The following is a 17,328-nucleotide window of genomic DNA, read 5'->3' as shown; positions in this document are numbered from 1 at the left end:
TCGTCGCGCCGTCGTCAGCGCTGGTAGCGGGCCAGCACCAGATTCCCGTCCCGTGTCAGCCGCTCCTTCAGCTCCTTCTCGTCGATCGCGCCGCTGTAGTACTCCTGGTACGCGGGCGTCGCCACCTTGTCCTTCCACTCCGGGTAGCCGCGCACCGACTGCGCCGGCGCGGATCTCAGGCTCCTCGCGAGAGCGGCGCCGGTCGCCCAGCCGTGCTCCGGCGTGTGCAGAGCCGGGTCCTTCAGAGCCTGCGTGCCGGTCGGCAGCATCCAGTCGCCCTTCGCCAGCCGCACCATGTTCGGCGGGCGGAGCATGAAGTCGACGAACCGCATGGCCTCCCTCTTGTGCGCACTGTCCTCGGAGATCGACAGCGTCTGCGGGCTCACGCCCTGGACCGGCCCGCCGGGGCCGGCCGGAGCGGGCAGCACGGTCCACTCGAAGCCCTCCGGTGCCTGCTGCGCTATCTGCTGCCGGTAGGAGAAGCCCAGCGGGACCATCGCGTACTTGCCGCCGAAGAAGCCGGGAAGCGAGTCGGAGCCGCCCATGCCGAGCGTGCTGCGCGAGGCGCTCCGGTCGACGTTCACCTGGTCGTGGATCGTCCTGGGCACCACGGCGTCGCCGCCTTGGAAGTCGACGGTGACCTTGCCGTCGTCACCGCGGTGGAACAGCCGGCCGCCGGCGGAGAGGCCGAGGTTGAGCGTGACGGAGACGGGCTCCTTGAGCGGCCAGGCGACGGCATACTTCCCGTCCCCCATCCGCTCCGTCAGATCCTTGGTGACCTGACGGAACTCCGCCCAGCTCCATGGCTTCGCGGCCGTCGGCACCCGCACCCCGGACGCTCGGAGGATCTTCGTGTTGGCGATCAGTACCCGCGGCTCCTGGAGGAACGGGACACCGTAGACACCGTCGCCGAACGTCGTCGTCTCCCAGCTCTGCTCCGGGATGTCCGATTTCAGGCGCTCCGGGAGCAGCTCCGTCAGGTCGGCGAGATAACCGCCGTAGGCGAAGTCGGCGAGATCGTCGGAGGCGTCATGGATCACGTCGGGCGCCTCGCCGCCCTCGAACGAGGTCAGCAACTGGTCGTGCACGCTGTCCCAGCTGCCCTGGACGTACTCGACCTGGATGTCGGGGTGGGCGGCGTTCCACTCCCTCACCAGCTCCTTGTTGGCGTCGACGGACTCCTTCTGCCAGGCCAGCGACTGGAAACGGAGCCGGACCGTGCCGTCGTCGCGGGCCGGGCCGCCGGAGCAGCCCGTCATCAGCAGAGCGAGTGCGGCGGCGGCAGTGAGCAGCCGGCCTCGTCGTCCCTGTGCGCGCATCAGCTCTTCACCGCCCCTGCCAGCATGCCGCCCGTGATCCGCTTCTGGATGACGGCGAAGATGACGAGCGAGGGGATCGTCGCGAGGAAGGCGGCCGCGGCGAGCGGCCCGAGGTCGGCGACACCCTCCGCGCCCAGGAAGTGGGTGAGGACGACCGGCAAGGTCTGCTTCTCCGGGGTCTTGAGCAGGACGAGCGCGAAGAAGAACTCGTTCCACGCGGTGATGAACGCGAACAGCGCGGTGGCGACGATGCCCGGCGCGAGCAGCGGCGCGGTGACCGACACGAGCGTACGCAGCCGGCCGGCCCCGTCGACCGAGGCGGCCTCCTCCAGCTCCATCGGCACCGCCCGCACATAGCCGACCAGCATCCACAGCGCGAACGGCAGTGACCACACCACATAGACCGTGATCAGACCGACCAGGGTGTTGATCAGATGGAGGTTCTTCAGGATCAGGAAAAGCGGAATGATCACCAGGACGAACGGGAACGCCTGGCTGACCACGACCCAGCCGGTGGCCGCCGTCGTGAGCCTGCCGCGGTTGCGGGCCATCGTGTACGCCATGGGGGTCGCGATCACCACGGCGATCAGCGCGGCGGCGAGGGCCGCGACCAGACTGTTGCCGGCGGCCCGGAGCAGCGGCTGCTCGTCGAAGGCCTGCCGGAAGTTCGCCAGGGTCGGGTCCTCAGGAATCCAGGTGGGATGCAGCGAACCGAGTTCACGCGGCGGCTTGAACGCGGTCGAGATCAGCCACAGGAACGGGAACGCGAGGAAGACCAGGTACGCCAGCAGCGCGGCGTACTGCCCGGCTCTCCCCGCCCTGCCGATGCGTCGGGCCGTCATCCGTCATCGCCTCCCTTGAGCCGTCCCACGAGGTGGAAGGCGAGCATCACGGAGATCACGGCGACCATCACGCAGCCCATCGCCGCCGCGTAGCCGAACTGGCCGTAGCGGAAGGCCTCTTCGTACGCGAACAGCATGGGAAGCCGGGTCCGGCCGCCCGGTCCGCCGTTGGTGAGCACATACACCAGGGCGAAGGAGTTGAAGTTCCAGATGAAGTTGAGGGCGGTGATCGCGAGCGCGACGGGCCTGATCGCCGGCCAGGTGACCGTACGGAACCTGCGCCAGGCGCCGGCGCCGTCGAGGGCGGCCGCCTCGTGCAGCTCGTGCGGTGTGTTCTGCAGTCCGGCGAGCAGGGCGACCGTGGTCTGCGGCATGCCCGCCCAGATCCCCACGACGATCACCGCCGGCAGTGCGGTGGCGAGCCCGGTGAGCCAGTCCCTGCCCTCACCGAGGCCAAGGCTCCGGATGCTCTCGTTGAGGATGCCCGCGTCCGGGTTGTAGACGAGCCGCCACATGATGCCGACGACGACCTCCGGCATCGCCCAGGGCACGATCGCCAGTGCCCGGGCGAGCCAGCGCATCCGCAGCCGCTGGTCGAGCAGCAGCGCCAGACCCAGCGCGAGGAGAAACTGCGGGACGGTCACGCCGACCGCCCACAGCAGGCCGATCCGGAACGAGTCCCAGAACAGGGTGTCGTGCAGCAGGTCCTGGAAGTTGAGCGTGCCGATCCACTCGGTGGGCTCGGTGCGTCCGGCCTGCGAGTCGGTGAAGGCGAGCGCGATGCCGTAGAGCAGCGGTCCCACGCTCAGCACCAGGATGGGGATCAGCGCGGGCAGGACGAGGAACCAGGCCCCGTGGTCGGCCACCCGTCCGCGGCGTGGTCTGCCCGCCCCGCGCGGTCTGCCTCTGTCGTCTCCGGCGCCCCTGGTCCGGGCCGTGCTCTTCCCGGACCGCGCCGTCGGGGTCGTCGATGTCACGTATGCGACTCCTTCGGGCGGCTCGTAGCGGTATGCACGGCCGTCCCGGCGGCCTGTGTCATCGTGCTGACGGGTGGTTGGTTCGTCAAGGCGACCTGCGTGGATGCGAGACTTTGTCGGGTTCACGACGGTGCTGGGAGAGGGCGATGGACGAGACACGGGCACGCGAGGTACTGGCGGCGGCCGGCTTCCCGAGGGGAGCCGCCCTGCTGGCGCTCGGCGAGAACGCCGTGTTCGCGACGGACCGGGAGGTGGTGAAGGTCGGCAGGGACGCGGGCCTGCTGGCACGAGCGGAGCGGGAACTGGCCGTCGCCGGCTGGCTGGAGGCGGCCGGTGTGCCGGCGGTACGGGCCGCCGAGCCGGTCCCGCGGCTGATCGACGGCCATCCGGTGACCGTGTGGCACCGGCTGCCCGACGCCGTGCGCCCGGCACGGCCCGTCGACCTCGCTCACCTGCTGCGTCTGGTCCACGCACTTGATCCCCCTTCCTTCGAGCTGCCCCGCCGCGAACTGCTCGGCGGCGTCGAACGCTGGCTGCGGCTGGCGGGCGACGCGATCGACCCGGCCGACGCCGACTATCTGCGGGGGCGCCGTGACGGTTTCGCGACCGCTGCCGCCGAGCTCTCTCCGCACCTGCCGCCCGGCCCGATCCACGGCGACGCGCTGCCCCGCAACGTCCACGTGGGACCCGACGGCCCGGTCCTGGTCGACCTGGAGACCGTCTCCTCGGATCTGCGCGAGCACGACCTGGTGGTCATGGCCCTGTCCCGCGACCGCTACGGCCTCGACCCTGGGGCGTACGACGCCTTCATCGACGCATACGGCTGGGACGTGCGCGAGTGGGACGGCTGCGCGGTCCTGCGAGGCGCCCGCGAGACGGCCAGCTGCGCCTGGGTCGCCCAGCACGCGCCGTCCAACCCCAAGGCCCTGACCGAATTCCGTCGCCGGGTCGCCTCCTTGCGCGACGAAGACCCCGAGGTGCGCTGGTACCCCTTCTGACCGCCCACCTCGCCCACTCCGCGAACGCGGCGGGGCGCGGCGGACCGGGCCGGGCCTTGCCGTGCCGACGACCGGACCCGGGCCGGGCGCCCGGCGGTCCGGGCCGTGGACGCCGGGCGTCAGCCGGCTACCGGGGCCAGTTCCCGCATCGGCCAGGACGTGTCGACCACCGCGCCCGCTGTGCCCTTGCGGCGCAGGAAGCGCTGGAAGTCCGTCGCCCACTGGGCGTACCAGTCCACCTGCCGGTCGTGCAGCTCCGCCACGGCGAGGGAGGCCACCATGGCGTGCCGCTCGGCTATCGCGCAGGCGACCAGGACCGCGGCGCGGGCGTCCGCGTCGGCGTGGTGGGCGCTGCCGAGCACCACTCCGTACTCGACGCAGACCGCTTCCAGGGTGCGCTTGCCCTTGCGGTACCGGTCGACGGCCCGGTCGATCGTGTACGGATCGATGACGGGGCCGACCGGCCGGCCGGCCAGCCGCTCGGTCAGCGAGGGCAGGCCGTGCCGCTGCAACTCGGCGGCCAGCAGCGTCAGGTCGAAGGCGGCGTTGTACGCGACGACCGGGACGCCCCGCAGCCAGTGCCCGCAGAGCATCTCGGCGATCTCGTCGACCACCTCGTGCGGGGGGCGGCCCTCCGCCGACGCACGCTCGTTGCTGATGCCGTGGATGGCGGAGGCCTGTGCCGGGATGCTTATCCCCGGGTCCGCCATCCAGCCGTGGCTCCGCACCGGCTCACCCGCGCGCAGTTCGACGACGGCCGCCGTGACGATACGTGCGTCGAGCGGATCGGTCCCCGTCGTCTCCAGATCGAAGCCGACCAGCAGCTCGCGGTGCCAGGACATGATGCCCCCCTTCTCAGTGGTGCGGTGGTACTTCCCCCAGTTGACGACCACTCTCGCACGCGTCACTGACAGCCGGTTGAGGGCGGACCGGGGGCAGGGCCGGGCGGACACTCAGGACACCGGGCGCGAATCGGTCCAGACCGACTCGAACTCCTCACGGTATGTCTGGAAAAGTCCTGTCTCCGTGTCCTGCCCCGCCCGCACCACGGAGCGCCCGCCGCCCCGCAGCACCAGCACCGGTGCCTCCATGCCGCGGGCCCGGCGAAGATAGGACTGTACGACGGCGAGGCCGTCGGGGCCGTCACCGTCCACGAGGTAGGCGGTGAAACGGGGGGTCTCGTCGAAGACCTGGATCTCGAAGGCGCCCGGGTCCCGCAGGCGGGAGCGGACCCGGCGCATATGGAGGATGTTCATCTCCACCGTGCGGCTCAACTCGCCCTTCTTCAGGCCGAGTTCCCGCTCACGGCGTTTGACGGCACTGCTCGCCGGGTTCAGGAAGAGCAGCCGGACCCGGCACCCCGACTCGGCGAGGCGGACGAGCCTGCGACCGGAGAAGTTCTGTACCAGCAGGTTCAGTCCTATGCCGATCGCGTCGAGGCGGCGGGCCCCGCCGAAGAGGTCCTCGGCGGGCAGCTGCCGCTGCAGCCTGACGCGGTCGGGGTGGACGGAGACGACGTCCGCGTACCGGTCGCCGACCAGGTCCTCCACCGCGTCGACCCGGAGCCGGTCGGCCGAGGGGACGCCGGCGCCGTTGCCGAGTATCTCCAGCAGCCGTGACGAGGCCCGCTCGGCCTGGGCGAGCACCGCCTCGTTGAGCGCGCGGTTGCGGGAGACCACGTTCCGGGCGACCTCGAGTTCGTCGAGCGCCAGCTCCACGTCGCGCCGGTCGTCGAAGTACGGCTCGAAGCAGGGCCAGTGCTGGACCATCAGCTCACGCAGCTGCGGCAGCGTGAGGAAGGACAGGACATTGTCGTCCGCCGGGTCCAGCAGATAGCCCTTGCGGCGGGAGACCTCCCGTACCGCGACGGCCCGCTGCACCCACTCCTGACCGGCCGGGCCGGCCGCGGCGACCACCCAGTCGTCGCCGTGCACCGGCTCGTAGACCGGGCGCAGCACGGCGGCCACGACCGCCCGCAGCCGCTGTTCGACCAGATTCAGCCAGATGTAGGCGCGTCCGGCCCGCTGGGCGCGCGTACGCACTTCGCTCCAGGCGTCCGCACCCCAGTCCAGCTCCGCCCCTATCTCCATCGGCCGCGCGAGCGAGACCGCTCCTGGCGGGACCTCGGCGGAGTCTCCCCCCTCGTGACCCGTGTCACCGGGGGGTAGCTCCAGCCCTCCCGAGCTCACCCGCGCACCGCCTTCTTCTGCCTGTCTGACGCCCGTCTCCAACGATCAAGGAAGGGTACTCCGGCAGCGGGAGGCGGTGCACCAGGATCGTTCGGGGAAATTTATCCAACTCGCCTGATGACGCGCGCCGTTCCGGCGCCGGCGGTCTTCCTGGAGTGAGGGGATTCATAGCATTGACGACGTCTCCGCCCCTTCGACTGCCACGGCGCCTCCGGCGCACGCCGGGGGCGCTCACCGGGCGCTCCGGGCACCGATCCGTACACATGCCCGGGGGACGCCGGCGCAGTCACCCGGTAGGACGGCGCGAAGTGCTAGGAGGTCGCACCACTTTGGGGGAGGATCTTGTCCGAGTAGCTCCCATTACCCGGATCAGAATGGAAGAGTCGAATCTATGCAGGTCTGGCCGGGACAGGCGTACCCCCTCGGCGCCACGTACGACGGCGCCGGCACCAACTTCGCGGTGCACTCGGAGGCCGCACACCGGATCGAGCTGTGTCTGCTCCACGACGACGGCTCGGAGACAGCGGTGGAACTGCGCGAGACCGACGCGTTCGTGCGGCACGCCTATCTGCCGGGCATCATGCCCGGTCAGCGCTACGGTTTCCGGGTCCACGGCCCCTACGAGCCCGCGCGCGGGCAGCGCTGCAACTCCGCGAAGCTGCTGCTCGACCCGTACGCGCGTGCGATCAGTGGCTCGATCGAGTGGAACGAGTCGGTCTACGGCTACCACTTCGGCCGGCCGGACTCCCGCAACGACCTCGACTCGGCGCCGCACACCATGACGTCGGTAGTCGTCAACCCCTACTTCGACTGGGGCGACGACCGGCTTCCGCGCACCGACTACCACCGCACCGTGATCTACGAGGCCCATGTGAAGGGCCTGACCATGCTCCATCCGGAGCTGCCGCCCGAGCTCCGCGGCACCTACGCCGGGCTCGCCCACCCCGCAGTCATCTCCCATCTGACGGAACTGGGGGTCACTGCGCTCGAATTGATGCCGGTGCACCAGTTCGTCAACGACCACCGGCTGGTCGACGCGGGTCTGAACAACTACTGGGGCTACAACACCATCGGCTTCTTCGCCCCGCACAACTCCTACGCGTCCTGGGGCGACCGCGGCGAGCAGGTCCTCGAGTTCAAGCAGGCGGTACGGGCACTGCACCAGGCGGGCATCGAGGTCATTCTCGACGTGGTCTACAACCACACCGCGGAGGGCAACCACCTCGGCCCCACGCTCTCCTTCCGTGGCCTGGACAACGAGTCGTACTACCGGCTCACCGAGGACCGCCGCTACTACATGGACACCACCGGCACCGGCAACTCCCTGCTGATGCGCAGCCCCCACGTGCTCCAGCTGATCATGGACTCGCTGCGCTACTGGGTGACCGACATGCACGTCGACGGATTCCGCTTCGACCTCGCCGCGACCCTCGCACGCCAGTTCCACGAGGTGGACCGGCTGTCGTCGTTCTTCGACCTGGTGCAGCAGGACCCGGTGGTCAGCCAGGTCAAACTGATCGCGGAGCCGTGGGACGTCGGCGAGGGCGGTTACCAGGTGGGCAACTTCCCGCCGCTGTGGACCGAGTGGAACGGGAAGTACCGCGACTGCGTACGGGACCTGTGGCGGGGGGAGCCGCGCACCCTCGCCGAGTTCGCGTCCCGGCTGACCGGCTCCTCCGACCTGTACCAGGACGACGGCCGGCGGCCGCTGGCCTCGATCAACTTCACCACCTGCCACGACGGGTTCACCCTGCACGACCTCGTCTCCTACAACGACAAGCACAACGAGGCCAACGGCGAGAACAACCGCGACGGCGAGAGCCACAACCGCTCCTGGAACTGCGGCGCGGAGGGCGACACCGACGACGAGGGCGTGCTGGAGCTGCGCGAGCGCCAGATGCGCAACTTCATCGCGACGCTGATGCTGTCGCAGGGCGTGCCGATGCTCAGCCACGGCGACGAGTTCGGCCGCACCCAGGGCGGCAACAACAACGCGTACTGCCAGGACAACGAGATCGCCTGGGTGCACTGGCCGGAGCCGGGCGACGACGAGGAGGGCTCGCTGCTGGCGTTCACCAAGACGATGGTGTGGCTGCGGCGCGACCACCCCGTCTTCCGGCGGCGCCGTTTCTTCCACGGTCGGCCGGTGGAGGGGACGCACGACGAGCTCACCGACATCGCCTGGTTCACCCCGCAGGGCGACGAGATGGTCGCGAGGGACTGGCAGGCCGCGCACGCCAAGGCGCTGTCGGTCTTCCTCAACGGCCACGCGATCTCGGAGCCGGGGCCGCGCGGCGAGCGGATCTCGGACGACTCGTTCCTGCTCATGTTCAACGCGAGCGCGGAGGAGCTGGACTTCACCGTGCCGGTGAGCCACGGCGAGGAGTGGCAGGTGGTCGTGGACACGGCCTGCAAGGAAGGCGTCCCGCCCGGCCGGGGCCCGATGGTGTCGGCCGGGGACGAGCTGCGGCTGGTGGGCCGCAGCATGACGGTGCTGCGGCGTCCGGCATAGCGGGGCAGATGGCGGGGCCGGCTCGATGCACATCGGGCCGGGGCTGTCGAGGGGGCGCAGCCGTACGTGCCCCCGGTTCACCCGTTCGGCCGATGCCGCCCCGGGGGCCGGGCGCAGGAACCCTCGCGGCCGGGTACGTATGTTCGCATGACGCCCACCTCCACGTACCGGCTCCAGCTCCAGCCCGGTTTCCCCTTCGCGGCAGCCGCGGCCGCCGTGCCGTACACGGCCGCGCTCGGCGTCTCCCATCTGCATCTGTCGCCGGTGCTGGAGGCGGTACCCGGTTCGACCCACGGCTACGACGTCGTCGACCACAGCCGGGTCCGGGAGGAACTCGGCGGAGAGACGGGGCTGCGGGAGCTGTCCCGCAGGGCGCGGGAGCACGGCATGGGGCTCGTGCTGGACATCGTCCCCAACCACATGGCCGCCGTGCCGCGCCACAACCGTGCCCTGTGGGAGGTGCTGCGCGAGGGGCCGAGGTCGCCGTACGCCCGCTGGTTCGACATCGACTGGGAGGCCGGCGGGGGGAAGATCCTGCTTCCCGTCCTCGCGGGACGCATCGGTGACGAGACGGCCAAGATGCACGTCGAAGGGGATGTCCTGCACTACGGCGAGCAGCGCTTTCCCCTGCGCGACGCGACGGCCGGCCTGCCGATGGCCGAGCTGCTGGACGCCCAGTGGTACCGCCTGTGCTGGTGGCGGCTGGCGCGCACCGAGCTGAACTACCGCCGGTTCTTCACCGTCTCCGAGCTGATGGGCGTGCGCGTCGAGGACCCCGACGTCTTCGACGCGACCCACGCCAAGATCCTCGAGCTGGTGCGGGACGGCGTCGTCGAGGGCCTGAGGGTGGACCATCCCGACGGGGTGGCCGACCCCGAGGGGTATCTGCGCCGGCTGGACGAGGCGACGGGCGGGGACTGCTGGATCGTCGTGGAGAAGATACTCACCGGTGACGAGCCGCTGCCGCACAGCTGGCCCGTCGCCGGCACCACCGGGTACGACGCGCTGTACCGGATCGACGGCCTGTTCACCGATCCCGTCGGGGCGATGGAACTCGCCGCCGACCACCGCCAGTTCACCGAGGCCGCCGCGGAGCTCGGCGGCCGCTGGGAGGCGACGCAGCGGCACGCCGCCTGCCAGGTCGTGACCCACGAACTGGCCGCGGAGACCACGGCACTCGTCCGCCTCGCCGCGCGGGTCTGCGCCGCCGACCCGCGGCTGCGCGACCATGCGCCGTGGGCGCTGCGGGACGCGGTACGGCAACTGCTGGTCCGCGTCCCCGTCTACCGCCCCTACCGGCCGGGCGACGAGACGGCGCTGCCCGAAGAGGCGGCCCACCGGGCGAAGGAGACGTTCAGCGTGCCCGCCGAAGCGGCCGCCGTCGACCTGATCCGTGACCTGGCGCTCGGCCGGCTCGGCTCCGGACCGGACCACGAGGCGTTCCGCGCCCGCTTCGCCCAGACCGCTTCCGCGCTGCGGGCCAAGTCCGTGGAGGACAAGGCGTTCTACCGGTACACGCCGCTGATCTCCGCCAACGAGGTGGGCGGCGAGCCGGGCGAACCGGCGGTCGCCCCGGAGTCGTTCCACGCGTACTGCGCCAGGCTCGCGCGCGACTGGCCCGCCACCGGAACCGTACTGACCACGCACGACACCAAACGCAGCGCGGACGTGCGGGCGCGGATCGCGGTGCTCTCCGAATGCCCGGAGCGCTGGGAGGACTTCCTCGCGCAGATCACCGAGGAGTCGGAGAACGTGCCCGGCGGCAGCGCGCCCGACCCACAGGTGGCGTGGACCGCCTGGCAGACGGCCGTCGGCTTCGGCCCGCCCGACGCGGGGCGGCTGGACACCGCGCTCCTCAAAGCCGTACGGGAGGCCGGACTGCGCACCACGTGGACCGAGCCGGACGCGGCGTACGAGAAGGCGGTGTCGGCGTTCGTCGACGCCGGTCCGGCGGGACCGCCGCAGCACTCGGTCGCGCGCTTCGCCCACGAGCTGGCGCCGTACGCGCGGGCCAATGTGCTCGGAGCGACGCTGCTTCAGCTGACGATGCCGGGGGTGCCGGACGTCTACCAGGGCTGTGAGCGGGAGTTCCTGGCGCTGGTCGACCCCGACAACCGGCGCCCGGTCTCCTTCGCCGCGCCGCCCGCGGAGGGGCTGAGCGCCGAGAAGGAGACGCTCACCCGCACGGCGCTGCGGCTGCGCCGGGCGGCACCCGAGCTGTTCGGCCCGGCCGCCACGTACACACCGCTCACGGCGTCCGGCCCGGCGGCCGACCACTGCGTGGCCTTCTGCCGCTCCGGCGAGGTCGTCACCGCTGTGACCCGGCTGTCGCTCCGGCTGGAGCGCGGCGGCGGCTGGCGGGACACGGAACTCCCGCTGCCGGCGGGCCGGTGGACCGACGTGCTGTCCCCGGGGCGGGAGTTCGACGGAGGCCGCGTGCGCGTGTCGCAACTGTTCGCCCGCAGGCCGGTGGCGCTGCTGGTGCGGGTCGGGAGAGCGTGACGGGGTGACGGTGCGGGTCCGCTGCGCGGAGCCTGTTCCCCACCCCGCCCCTTCCCGAGACCGGGCTCCGCCCGGACCCGGTACCGCGCTTCGCGCGGTGGCCTCAAACGCCGGCGGGGCTGACTGTGTCAGCCCCGCCGGCGTTTGAGGCGCGGGGGTCCGGTGGGGGTCCCCCCAGGCCGCCAGGCCTAGGGGGAGGAGCTCCCGGTTCGGGAAGGGGCGGGGTGGGGAACAGGCCCGCCGCAGGCGCCACCCACCCCCACCGTCACCCGTACCCGCACGCCCCGTACACCCGGCCCGCCCCCTCCCCCGACTCCACCAGCAGCCGCGCGAACGCCGCCGCCGCCCCCGTCAGCTCCACCCGGGAGAAGACCGTCAGGGCGCGGCGCCACGGCGGGTCGGCCGGGAGGACGACGCAGTCCTCGCCGACCGCGCCGCGCACCACGTGCAGCGGCGCGGTCGCGATGCCCACCCCGGCCGCCGCCATGCGTACCGCCGAGGACGTGTGTTCCGTCCACACCGCCGTGCGGGGCCGGAAGCCCGCCCGCCCGCACACCTGGTCGAGGAACGGCCGGCCGTCCACCACGGGTTCCATCGCGCAGCGCACCCACGTGTGGTCGGCGAGTTCCTCCAGCCGGACCGAGGTGCGGCCCGCGAGGCGGTCGTCGAACGGGACGACGAGGACGATCTCCTCCTCGTCGAAGCGGACGACCGGCCCCCGCCAGTGCAGCGGCTCGGGCCCGACCGCCAGATCCGCGGTGCCGCGCTCGATCTGCTCCTCCAGGGCCTCCGTCGTGCCGTACTCGTGCAGTACGAGGGCGACGCCCGGGTGTTCGCGGCGCCAGCGGGCGAAGACGTCCGGCAGCACACCCACCGCGACGGCGTGGATCGCCGCGATGTGCAGTTCGCCGCCCTCCGCCCCGGCCGCGGCGCGGGCCGCGCGCCGCGCCTGTTCGGCGCTGCGGACGGCGAGTTCGGCGTGCGGCAGGTACGCCCGGCCCATCTGGGTCAGGCGCACTCCCCGTGGCAGGCGCTCCAGCAGCTCGCCACCCACCGAGCGTTCGAGCGCCTTGACCTGGTGGGAGAGCGCCGGCTGGCTGACGTGCAGCAGTTCGGCGGCGCGGGTGAAAGAGGACTCCTCGACGACGGTGAGGAAGTACTCCATCTGCCGCAGACTCACACCGGCCTCCTCCCATAGACGCTGTGCATCGAGGTCACAAGAACATTGCCTTGGACTCATGGCAAGGCCCGGACGGAGGGTGGGAGCCATGACACACACCGCAGGAACGGCACGCACGGACACCCGTGAGACCGATGTGATCGTGATCGGTGGAGGCACCGGCGGCTACTCGACCGCCCTGCGCGCCGCGGCCCTCGGTCTGAGGGTCGTGCTCGCGGAGCGCGACAAGGTCGGTGGCACATGTCTGCATCGCGGCTGCATCCCCAGCAAGGCGATGCTGCACGCCGCGGAACTGGTCGACGGCATCACGGAGGCCAGGGAGCGCTGGGGCGTCAAGGCCGGTCTCGATTCCGTCGACTGGACCGCTCTGGTCGCGACCAGGGACGACATCGTCTCCCGCAACCACAAGGGCGTCGAAGGGCACCTGGCCCACGCCGGAGTCGAAGTGCTGCAAGGCAGGGCGGAGTTGACGGGCCCGCGGACCGTACGGGTCGAGGGCCACGGCGAGGTGCGGGCGTACCGTGGTGTCGTGCTCGCCACCGGCTCCCGGCCCCGTACCCTGCCGGGTCTCGCACCGGACGGCCTGCGGGTGGTGACCAGCGACGACGCCTTGTTCGCGCCGGGCCTGCCGGAGTCGGTACTGGTGCTCGGCGGCGGTGCGATCGGGGTCGAGTACGCCTCGTTCCACCGGTCCATGGGTGCGTCGGTGACGCTGGTCGAGACGGCCGACCGTCTCGTACCGCTGGAGGACGCTGATGTGTCGCGTCATCTGACCCGCGGGCTGAAGAAGCGCGGCATCGACGTGTGGACGGGCGCCCGGCTGCTGGAGACGGCCGTGCTGGACGACGGGGTACGGGCCACGGTCCGCACGGCGCGCGGCGAGGTCCGCGCCGTCGAGGCGCAGCGGCTGCTGGTGGCGGTCGGCCGCGTCCCGGTGACGGACGGCCTGGGCCTGGACCGGACGGGGCCGGCCACCGGCGAGCGGGGTCATGTCGTGCCCGCCGACTGGTCACGTCTGGAGACGACGGTCCCGGGCATCCACGTCGTCGGGGACCTGCTGCCCCCGCCGTCGCTCGGACTGGCCCACGCGTCGTTCGCGGAGGGCCTGTTGGTGGCGGAGACCCTGGCCGGGCTCGCTCCGCGGCCGGTCGACTACGCGGCGGTCCCCCGCGTCACGTACTCCTCGCCGCAGACCGCTTCGGTGGGTCTGAACGAGGCGGAGGCACGGGCCCGCGGCGTGGACGTGCGGGTCAACACGATGCCGCTGACGGCGGTCGCCAAGGGCATGGTCCACGGACAGGGCGGGATGGTGAAGGTCGTCGCGGAGCGGGACGGCAGGGTGCTCGGCGTCCATCTGGTGGGGCCGCACGTCTCGGAGATGATCGCCGAGAGCCAGCTGATCGTCGGCTGGGACGCGGAGCCGGCGGACGTCGCCGGTCATGTCCATCCGCATCCGACACTGTCGGAGGCGGTCGGCGAGGCGTTCCTGACGCTGGCCGGTCGCGGGCTGCACCAGCAGTGAAGCGTGCCGGCGAACTCGGTGGTGTCAGCGGGCGGTGAGACGGAAGCTCATGCTGCCGAAGCCGACCATGTCGCCGTCGTTGACGACGATGGAGCCGGTCACCCTGCGGCCGTTGACCGTGGTGCCGTTGGTGGAGCCGAGGTCGCACAGCACCCACAGCCGGCCGTGGTGGCTCAGCTCGGCGTGCATACGGGAGACCGTGTCGTGGCTGAGCCGCAGGCCGTTGGCCGGGTCGCGGCCGATGCGGAGGGGGTGCGGGCCGGGCTCGGGCAGGAGCAGCGGCGGCAGCTTCTCCGCCTGCCAGGCCCTGCGCAGCCGGACCGAGAAGGCGGAGATCCGGCCGACCGCTCCGTAGAACCGGCGTGACCAGCGGCTCTCGTCGACGAGGTCGGCGGTGAGCGCCGCCAGTTCCTCCGAGCGGCGTGCGGCGAGGACCAGTTCCATCCGGTGCACGAAGGTCTCGTGCGACAGCTTGCCCTGGGCCGCGCCCTCTTTGAGCAGGTCGAGGACACGTTCGCGCTCGGCGTCGGAGAGCCGCGCGGGGTACGTGTTGAACTCGTAGGAGGACGTCACGTTCCAGATTGTCGGCCCGGAGGGGCCGAGGTGTCCAGAAGGGGCGGCTCCGGTGCCTGCGCTGACCTGCACGGAAGCACCGATTCCGCCGCACCCGGCCGCAGGGCACCGCCTGTTGCGGCGCACCCCCTGGCCCACAAGGTCCCGCAAGAAGGTCCGCAAGTCGCCGGGATTCCGATGGACGGCCCACCGCCCGGCCGTCTAGTGTGAGCGCCACGCCTGAGACGACGGAAGGGGGCGAGTGCCGTGTTCACCACATCGTTCCAGCGCTCCCGCCCTGTCCGCCCGGCGTCAGCAGTCTGACCGGGAGCGCATCACGCATTCTTCCCGGAGGACATCCTCATGACCGATCTGGTCATCCGCGCGCTCGACGAGAACGACGCGCACCTGTTCGACACTCTGCCCGACCCGCTCGGCGTGGGCCGCGCACTGGCCCGTGCCACGCATCGCCCCGACTGGAAGCGCGTGGTGCTGCGCGACGGCAGGGTCGTCGCCCGGGCCGCCTGGTGGGGCGGTCCCGACGACGAGACTCCCGTCAACATCAACTGGTTCGACATCGCGGACGGCGAGGAGGACGCGGGCGCCGAACTGCTGCGCACGTCGCCGTTCCAGGTCGAGTACGAGCTGATCCTGCCCGCCGGCTGGCGGGACGACCCCCGCACGCGAGCGGCCGGAGAGGCGCGGATCCGGGCGGCGAAGGCGGCCGGCATGGAGGTGCTGGTCGAGCGGTACCAGTACCGGTGGACGCCCGATTGCGGGCTGCCCGAGCGGCCCGGGCGGCTGGTGTTCCGCCCGGAGCCGGACGATGCCGTGTTCTTCGACGCGCTGCGCCGCATCCACTCCGCGACGCTGGACGCGCACGCCCTGCGCGCCATCGCGGAGGACGGCGTCGACCGGGCCGCGCAGGAGGAGCTGGACTTCTTCCACTGGTGCCCTTCGCCCCGCGCATGGTGGCAGCTCGCGTACACGCCGGACGGTGAGCTGGTCGGCATCCATGTCCCGGCGCACAATCCGTCGGGCCCGTGCGTCGGCTTCATCGGCGTCGTCCCGGAGCAGCGCGGCCGGGGGTACGCGTACGACCTGCTGGTGGAGTGCACGCACCAACTGGCGGAGCGGGGCGCCGAGTTCATTGCGGGCGCCACCGACCAGGGGAACTTCCCCATGGCCGCGAACTTCGCCAAGGCCGGTCACCCGGTCGTCCAGGAGCGGATCCACTTCCTGCCGGCGTCGCAGCACTGACGCGGACACGGCATCCGGGGGCGTCCGCAGCGCCGGGCGCTCCCGGTCCTGCTCCGGTCAGGTCAGGTCCCAGCAGCGCGCTTCTGCGCGGCGATCATGTCCCGGTACCAGGCGTACGACGCCTTGGGCGTGCGCCGGAGCGTGTCGTAGTCGATGTGGACGAGACCGAAACGCTGGGAGGCGCCCTCCGCCCACTCGATGTTGTCGGTGAGCGACCAGGTGAAGTAGCCGCGGACGTCGGCGCCTTCGTCCATCGCCCGGTGCAGCGAGCGCAGATGTGAGTCGAGGAAGGCGATACGGCGCCGGTCGTCGAGGCCGTCGTACGAGCAGCCGTTCTCGGTGATCACGACCGGCGGCAGCCGGTCGCCGTACCGCTGTCCGAGCGAGACGAGCAGTTCCCGCAGCCCGTCGGGGACGACGGGCCAGCCGAAGTCGGTGCGTTCGGCCGCGTCGATGTCCCGCAGGCCGAACGGCAGCCCGTCGGGCATGCCCACCCCGGCGAAGCCGTCGAGGGCTTCCTCGGCGGGGGCGCCGACGAGCATGGGGTGGTAGTAGTTCACGCCGTAGAAGTCGAGCGGCTGGGCGATGACGGCCAGGTCGTCTGCGACGGGTCCGGGCATGAGGGCGGCGAAGTTCTCGTCCGGGTAGGCGCCGGTGAGGAGCGGATCGGCGAACAGCCGGCTGGTGAGCGTGTCGTACAGCTCCGCCGCGAACCGGTCCTCGTCGCTGTCCCCGGCCGTCCACACCGGCGAGTGGGAGACGGCGATCCCCACCCGCTCCGCGCCGGCCGCGCGCAGGGCTTGGACGGCGAGGCCGTGGGCGAGCAGCTGGTGGTGGGCGGCCGGCAGCGCGTCGAAGAGCAGCCGCCGGCCGGGCGCGTGCTCACCGAGCGCGTAGCCGAGGAGGGTGACCTCGGCCGGCTCGTTGACGGTCATCCACATCGGGACCCGGTCGGCGAGCCGCCGGGCGACGACCGAGACGTACTCGGCGAACCGCAGTGGCGTCTCGCGGCGCAGCCAGCCGCCGGCCTCGTCAAGCGGGAGCGGGGTGTCCCAGTGGTAGAGGGTCGGCGCCGGTGTGATGCCGTGCGCGCACAGTTCGTCGACGAGCCGGTCGTAGAAGTCGAGACCGCGGGCGTTGACCGGACCGCTGCCACCGGGCACGACCCGCGGCCAGCTCACGGAGAAGCGGAACGCGTCCGCGCCGAGGCCCGCGAGCAGGGCGACGTCCTCGCGGTAGCGCTCGTGGAAGCCGGTGCCGCGCGCGGCGTCCGCCCCGTCCTTGATACGGCCCTGGGCGGCGAAGGCGTCCCAGCCTGACGGCCCCTTGCCGTCAGTGTCGGCGGCTCCCTCGGTCTGGAAGGCGGAGGCGGACGCTCCCCACAGGAAGCCGGGCGGGAAGGCGGGCAGCGGAGCCGGCGGCGTCGACATGCTCCGTGACCTTAATGGCGCAAGCGCACCGCCTGAAGACCGCGT

The 17,328-nt window shown here is 71.7% G+C and carries 13 protein-coding genes; 5 read left to right on the top strand and 8 right to left on the bottom strand.

Going from position 1 to position 17,328, the window contains the following annotated elements; genetic code table 11:
• Window positions 1-14: 14 nt before the first annotated feature.
• From OGH68_RS29555 to OGH68_RS29545, 3 genes are read right to left on the bottom strand one after another with little or no spacing between them, the layout of a single operon-like run.
• Window positions 15-1,319 (bottom strand): ABC transporter substrate-binding protein, encoded by a 1,305-nt coding sequence (locus OGH68_RS29555; protein WP_264248175.1) that lies wholly within the window; start codon window positions 1,317-1,319, stop codon window positions 15-17.
• A complete protein-coding gene (locus tag OGH68_RS29550; RefSeq protein ID WP_264248174.1) occupies window positions 1,319-2,161 on the bottom strand; it encodes a carbohydrate ABC transporter permease in 843 nt (280 codons plus the stop codon). Before OGH68_RS29550 ends, OGH68_RS29555 begins: the two co-directional genes overlap by 1 nt.
• Window positions 2,158-3,138, bottom strand: a complete 981-nt coding sequence (locus OGH68_RS29545; RefSeq protein WP_413471047.1) for a carbohydrate ABC transporter permease — start codon at window positions 3,136-3,138, stop codon at window positions 2,158-2,160. Before OGH68_RS29545 ends, OGH68_RS29550 begins: the two co-directional genes overlap by 4 nt.
• A 146-nt stretch (window positions 3,139-3,284) precedes the next feature.
• Between OGH68_RS29545 and OGH68_RS29540 the strand changes: the two genes are divergently transcribed.
• On the top strand, window positions 3,285-4,136 hold the full coding sequence (locus tag OGH68_RS29540) for a phosphotransferase enzyme family protein (RefSeq protein WP_264248169.1): 852 nt from the start codon (window positions 3,285-3,287) through the stop codon (window positions 4,134-4,136).
• Window positions 4,137-4,255: 119 nt separating this feature from the next.
• On the opposite strand, the gene OGH68_RS29535 is transcribed toward OGH68_RS29540, so the two are convergent.
• Both OGH68_RS29535 and OGH68_RS29530 read right to left on the bottom strand, forming a co-directional pair.
• A complete protein-coding gene (locus OGH68_RS29535; RefSeq protein ID WP_264248168.1) occupies window positions 4,256-4,978 on the bottom strand; it encodes a 3'-5' exonuclease in 723 nt (240 codons plus the stop codon).
• Between the two features lie 111 nt (window positions 4,979-5,089).
• The gene (locus tag OGH68_RS29530) at window positions 5,090-6,325 is read right to left on the bottom strand and encodes an SAV2148 family HEPN domain-containing protein (protein ID WP_264248166.1); all 1,236 of its coding nucleotides are present in this window, start codon (window positions 6,323-6,325) and stop codon (window positions 5,090-5,092) included.
• 391 nt (window positions 6,326-6,716) lie between these two features.
• On the opposite strand from OGH68_RS29530, the gene glgX reads away from it, so the two are divergent.
• Together glgX and treY are read left to right on the top strand one after the other, a co-directional pair.
• Window positions 6,717-8,837 carry a glycogen debranching protein GlgX gene (gene glgX, locus OGH68_RS29525; protein ID WP_264248165.1) on the top strand — a complete coding sequence of 707 codons (2,121 nt, stop codon included), beginning with the start codon at window positions 6,717-6,719 and terminating at the stop codon, window positions 8,835-8,837.
• A gap of 147 nt (window positions 8,838-8,984) precedes the next feature.
• Window positions 8,985-11,339, top strand: coding sequence for a malto-oligosyltrehalose synthase (treY, locus tag OGH68_RS29520; protein WP_264248164.1), 2,355 nt, complete (start codon window positions 8,985-8,987; stop codon window positions 11,337-11,339).
• Between the two features lie 265 nt (window positions 11,340-11,604).
• Here the strand turns inward: treY and OGH68_RS29515 are convergent, their stop codons facing one another.
• Window positions 11,605-12,504 (bottom strand): LysR family transcriptional regulator, encoded by a 900-nt coding sequence (locus OGH68_RS29515; protein ID WP_264250346.1) that lies wholly within the window; start codon window positions 12,502-12,504, stop codon window positions 11,605-11,607.
• Between the two features lie 103 nt (window positions 12,505-12,607).
• Between OGH68_RS29515 and lpdA the strand changes: the two genes are divergently transcribed.
• Window positions 12,608-14,041: a dihydrolipoyl dehydrogenase gene (lpdA, locus tag OGH68_RS29510; protein WP_264248163.1), complete on the top strand. Its 1,434-nt coding sequence runs from the start codon at window positions 12,608-12,610 to the stop codon at window positions 14,039-14,041.
• 24 nt (window positions 14,042-14,065) lie between these two features.
• Here the strand turns inward: lpdA and OGH68_RS29505 are convergent, their stop codons facing one another.
• The gene (locus OGH68_RS29505; RefSeq protein WP_264248162.1) at window positions 14,066-14,614 is read right to left on the bottom strand and encodes a DUF1707 and FHA domain-containing protein; all 549 of its coding nucleotides are present in this window, start codon (window positions 14,612-14,614) and stop codon (window positions 14,066-14,068) included.
• 342 nt (window positions 14,615-14,956) lie between these two features.
• Here OGH68_RS29505 and OGH68_RS29500 point away from each other — a divergent pair, with 342 nt between their 5' ends.
• On the top strand, window positions 14,957-15,853 hold the full coding sequence (locus OGH68_RS29500; RefSeq protein ID WP_264248161.1) for a GNAT family N-acetyltransferase: 897 nt from the start codon (window positions 14,957-14,959) through the stop codon (window positions 15,851-15,853).
• A 62-nt stretch (window positions 15,854-15,915) separates the two neighbouring features.
• Here OGH68_RS29500 and OGH68_RS29495 read toward each other — a convergent pair whose 3' ends face one another.
• Window positions 15,916-17,283 (bottom strand): GH1 family beta-glucosidase, encoded by a 1,368-nt coding sequence (locus tag OGH68_RS29495; RefSeq protein WP_264248160.1) that lies wholly within the window; start codon window positions 17,281-17,283, stop codon window positions 15,916-15,918.
• Window positions 17,284-17,328 lie beyond the last annotated feature (45 nt).

This window comes from Streptomyces peucetius, from assembly GCF_025854275.1.
In the GTDB taxonomy this organism is placed as follows: domain Bacteria; phylum Actinomycetota; class Actinomycetes; order Streptomycetales; family Streptomycetaceae; genus Streptomyces; species Streptomyces peucetius_A.
This window is presented reverse-complemented; position numbering and strand designations above follow the sequence as displayed.